Raw genomic sequence first — 4,070 nt, 5'->3', positions numbered from 1 at the left:
AGTTCGAGGTCATCATGAACACGCCAGCCGCACTGGCTGCGTGACTAAAAACTGTCACCTATCCGTGCAGCAGACCCGAACAGTGCGAGGAGGACCAGGGTCGGTAGGCCGGCAAGACGCCCTTCAGCGAGGGGAACAAGGACGTCACCATCGACAGAGGCAAAGATGTAGGCCGCGAGCCACCACATCCCCACGCCGATCGCGAGAGCTCCAACACCACTCAGCACAACGCCGAAGAGCGAGCTGTCCTCTTCCTTACGCCGGCGGAAACCCACCTGATCATCGTAATGACGCGCCCTTGACCATGACACCCTGCTCACGCTCAGCGACGATGCGCTTCACCGATTCCCGGGTAGCCGGCGTCGCACGAACGCAATCCGGTGGGTAACAACCTGAACGAGTCGCCCGGACACGAGTCGGGTTAGCGGTCCTCCGCCCACTTCTTGAGCGAATTCAGAAACTGACGCTGAGCCTTCAACGTTGATGCCGGGAGCGCATATGACCTTCCCGCGGCGACGGCAGCTAGCGGCGTCGTTGCGACACCGCCGTCTGCTCGCTCCCACGCCACCCGCGCGGTGCGCGGATCGGTCTCAACGCGATTGACCTTTGCGCGCGGGATCTTCGTGGACCCAAGCCAGCCCACCACGTACACATACGATTCGTCGTACGCCACCCGCAGGCGACCTATCCGCCAGGCCCAGGCCACACCGAACGCAACCGGCGGGACGCCTATCAGTAACGCTTCATACGCCCCGGTACTGGGGAACATTGACAGGAAGGACAGGCCCATCGCGGACAACACCATCGAACCGGCGAAGTTCGCGAACCGGAACCCGCGGGAAGGCCGATAGAGCTTCATCCCACGCGCCTCCTTCCGATGCCCCGGAGCAATCTACCTGACCGGCGGCCACGAAGTGGACGACCAGCGACCCAGATCCGGCGAGCCCCGTGCGCCTCACTGTGGTGTGAATCGGGTCGTGCCGCGAAGGTGCACTTCTGAAACAGTCGTCAACGACGAAGTCAGTCCGACGGGCGCAATTCCGACGGGTCGCAGACGAGGATCGTCTCTGCTTGATCGGGGCCACCGCACATCCGGCAGTACGGTCGATCCATGGACGAGGAGCTGATTCTCGCGGGCGGGAACGCGAGTGGGTCGGTGGTCCGCGTCGGGTCCACGGTGCGGAAGCCCTGGACCGGATCCAGCGAGAGCGTCCACGCGTTCATGGACGCCGTTCGAGCCCACGGGGTCGACCTCCCCGCTCCGCTCGGACGCGACGAGCGAGGTCGGCAAGTCATCGAGTTCGTGCCAGGGCAGCTGGCGATGCACCTGAGCCTGACGCGCGCCGAACTCGGCCGAGTCGGTGCCATCGTCCGAGCCATTCACGATGCCAGCGCCGACTTCGTCCCGCCCCGCGACGCAGTCTGGGAGACCGCGATAGCCGCCCCGGGAGCGGAGATCGTCTGCCACAACGATCTCGCCCCGTGGAATCTGATCGTCGGTGAACGGTGGGTGTTCATCGACTGGGACGCGGCCGCGCCCAGCACTCGGCTCTGGGATCTCGCCTACGCGGCGCAGGCGTTCACCCTCTCGGACGTCGACCGCCCTGCTCAGGATGCCGCGGGCGACCTCGCCGCGTTCGTCGATGGCTACCGCGCAGAGCCGGCGCTACGGGACGCGCTGCCTGACGTGATGCATCGTCGCGCTGCAGCGATGCTGGAGCTGCTGCGGTCCGGACATGAGACCGGTCGCGAACCCTGGGCCTCGATGTTCGCCTTCGACCACGGCGATCACTGGACTGCAGTGACGCAGTACGTCGCCAAGAACCAGGGCGCCTGGTCAGACGCACTCGGCCCGACTCGTTAGGGGATCCGAACAGGCGACCGTAGGTTACCTGCGTCGCTAGGCTCGTGCTGGAGGCATCCATGACGAACCGAGGCTCCAAGTCGACCTTCACGCGAGTTGTGACGTCGCTCTTCGCCAGCTTGGCGACTGCGCTGACGGCGCTCGGTTCAGGTGGTGGAACGCCACTCGCCAGACCGGAGGATCACCGCGACTCGCCAAAGGGCGAGTACCGCCCCTGACCAATTCTCGATTGGGGATCGCCCGTGCATCGCCGGCGGACCGTCGCCGCGCGTACGGACTCGTGACAAATAGCCGAGGGCCCGCGCGATCTCGCACGGGCCCTCGGCTCGTCGGTCAGCAGGTCAGCTTCCAGAGAAGCGATGCAGGAACTGGCTCGCTCGCAGGACTGTCAGTCCCAATCCGGGCCCTGCCGGCCACACCTGGATAAGGTACTCCTCGGTTCTGGCCTCGCTCGTCAGGTCGTACTCGGCGTCGCGACCCCTTGCGCTGCACCGGACCCCGTACGTGCCCGCACCGTTCTCCGCGAGGTCGTTCTCGTCGAAACTCATCGCCCCCACCCGGCGATGTGCAGGCCGGTCTCGCCGGCGATGACGGGAGCTTCGACGACGTCGTCCCAGCCGTTCCAGTCCTCCTCGGGGCGAGCGTCATAGGTGGCCCACCGGTAGTTGATCTCCCCGAGCGAGGCGCCGGTCACAATCACCGCACCGCCGCCTGCGAGAGGCTCGATCAGCCCGTTGGTTGCCTCACCACCCCACCCGTCATCGTGACCGGAGGAAAGGTAGAACTGGTGGTACTCCGTCCACACCCGACCTGACCCTGACCGCTTCTCCATCAATACAGCCGCACCCAAGAATTGTCGCCGTTGCGTAAAGCTATTGCTCGGCGAGTGCCGCGATCAAGTACTCCTTTGAGGAACTGACTCGCTGACGGATCGTGCGTGCGTCGACTATGGGAGCAGGTCGAGCATCTGCGGTCGTGCCTTCATCGCGTGGATCACCAGTTCGTTCCCGCTGTCGAAGATCAGCACGACCGTCTCGAGCAGTTGACCACGCGTGTCGAATCCGAGTCGCAACTGTCGGGCGGGCGAGTCATCGTCGAGGTACTCGATCCAGGTCGGCCAGGACGCGGCCTGAATCGCGTCCTCAGGGCTGATGCCGTGCTTGAGTGCTGAGTCGTGGACGTTCACGCGGCGTACGCGGCCAGTGCGTCTCGGATGAGTTCCGATCGTGTCTTGTGCTCGCGCGCTGCCCGTGCGTCGAGGGCCGCGAGTTCGTCACTGGTCAAGCGGAGCGCGACCACTTGCGACGGCTCAGCGCCGCGCCCGGGTCGGCCCCGGCCGCGCTTCTTCAGCGTCTCGACGTCATAGCCGGCCTCGGCCTCGGCGACCCATTCGGAGATCTGCTCCTCGGTGACGGGTACACCGTTGATCGTCTCGCGCTTGTTCATGGCAATAGTGTATTACGTAAATGACTGTGGCAACAGACGTCGATGTCGCGGTGGAGGATGGTGTCTCGTCGCTCGTCTCCGCGCCGGCGGTCAACCACCTCAGTAGTGGTCGCGGGCTTGCAGGATGACGATGTGGTCGTCCGTGACGTAGTAGACGAGCCGGTTCGTCTCGTCGATGCGGCGGGACCAGGCACCCGAGAGGATGTGCTTGAGCGGCTCGGGCTTGCCGATCCCGGCGAACGGGTCACGGAGCACGTCGGCGATCAGGGTGTTGATCCGCTTGAGCGTCTTGCGGTCTTGCGTCTGCCAGTAGACGTAGTCCTCCCAGCCGTTCTGATCGAACGCGAGCGCGCGCGTCACGCTTCGAGAAGCTCGTGCTGCTCGAACTCGCCGCGACGTGCCCGCTCGATGGCGTCGAGGAGTCGCTCAGCGTTGGCAGGATTGCGCAGCAGGTAGGCGGTCTCGGTGATCGCGTCGTAGTCGTCCTTCGACATGATCACGGCGTTGCCGTGCCGAGAGACGACCTCGACTGCGGTGTGATCGTCATTGACCTGCTGGATCAGCCCGAACAGGCTCTTGCGCGCTTCGGTCGCGGTAATCGCCGACATGACCGCCCCTCTCGATTCTGGTACGGAATAGTGTACCACTCGGGAGTGCCGTCACGTCTCTGAGGGACCGGCTAACGGTCACGCAGCTTGCGGTGGACCACACGTCCTGTCGCCAGACGCCGAGTTCAGCGGCGCGCGACCTCGAGCTGCCG

Annotated in this window: 7 protein-coding genes; 1 reads left to right on the top strand and 6 read right to left on the bottom strand. The window is 65.0% G+C overall.

Annotated elements, in window-relative coordinates; genetic code table 11:
* Positions 1-421: 421 nt before the first annotated feature.
* Positions 422-859, bottom strand: coding sequence for a hypothetical protein (locus ACQ393_RS17550; RefSeq protein ID WP_430648147.1), 438 nt, complete (start codon positions 857-859; stop codon positions 422-424).
* Between the two features lie 252 nt (positions 860-1,111).
* Between ACQ393_RS17550 and ACQ393_RS17545 the strand changes: the two genes are divergently transcribed.
* Positions 1,112-1,864 (top strand): phosphotransferase, encoded by a 753-nt coding sequence (locus ACQ393_RS17545; RefSeq protein WP_430648146.1) that lies wholly within the window; start codon positions 1,112-1,114, stop codon positions 1,862-1,864.
* A 544-nt stretch (positions 1,865-2,408) separates the two neighbouring features.
* On the opposite strand, the gene ACQ393_RS17540 is transcribed toward ACQ393_RS17545, so the two are convergent.
* The 5 genes from ACQ393_RS17540 to ACQ393_RS17520 all read right to left on the bottom strand — a co-directional run bounded on the left by ACQ393_RS17540 (position 2,409) and on the right by ACQ393_RS17520 (position 3,918).
* Entirely contained in the window at positions 2,409-2,564 is a 156-nt protein-coding gene (locus tag ACQ393_RS17540; RefSeq protein WP_430648145.1) for a hypothetical protein, read from the bottom strand.
* 246 nt (positions 2,565-2,810) lie between these two features.
* Positions 2,811-3,050 (bottom strand): toxin, encoded by a 240-nt coding sequence (locus tag ACQ393_RS17535; RefSeq protein ID WP_430648144.1) that lies wholly within the window; start codon positions 3,048-3,050, stop codon positions 2,811-2,813.
* Positions 3,047-3,310: a ribbon-helix-helix protein, CopG family gene (locus ACQ393_RS17530; protein ID WP_430648143.1), complete on the bottom strand. Its 264-nt coding sequence runs from the start codon at positions 3,308-3,310 to the stop codon at positions 3,047-3,049. The genes ACQ393_RS17535 and ACQ393_RS17530 overlap by 4 nt, the downstream gene beginning before the upstream one ends.
* A gap of 99 nt (positions 3,311-3,409) precedes the next feature.
* The gene (locus tag ACQ393_RS17525; protein ID WP_430648142.1) at positions 3,410-3,670 is read right to left on the bottom strand and encodes a Txe/YoeB family addiction module toxin; all 261 of its coding nucleotides are present in this window, start codon (positions 3,668-3,670) and stop codon (positions 3,410-3,412) included.
* A complete protein-coding gene (locus tag ACQ393_RS17520) occupies positions 3,667-3,918 on the bottom strand; it encodes a type II toxin-antitoxin system Phd/YefM family antitoxin (protein WP_430648141.1) in 252 nt (83 codons plus the stop codon). The genes ACQ393_RS17525 and ACQ393_RS17520 overlap by 4 nt, the downstream gene beginning before the upstream one ends.
* Positions 3,919-4,070: the final 152 nt, after the last annotated feature.

The organism is Agromyces sp. GXS1127 (assembly GCF_050565425.1).
Taxonomy (GTDB): domain Bacteria; phylum Actinomycetota; class Actinomycetes; order Actinomycetales; family Microbacteriaceae; genus Agromyces.
This window is presented reverse-complemented; position numbering and strand designations above follow the sequence as displayed.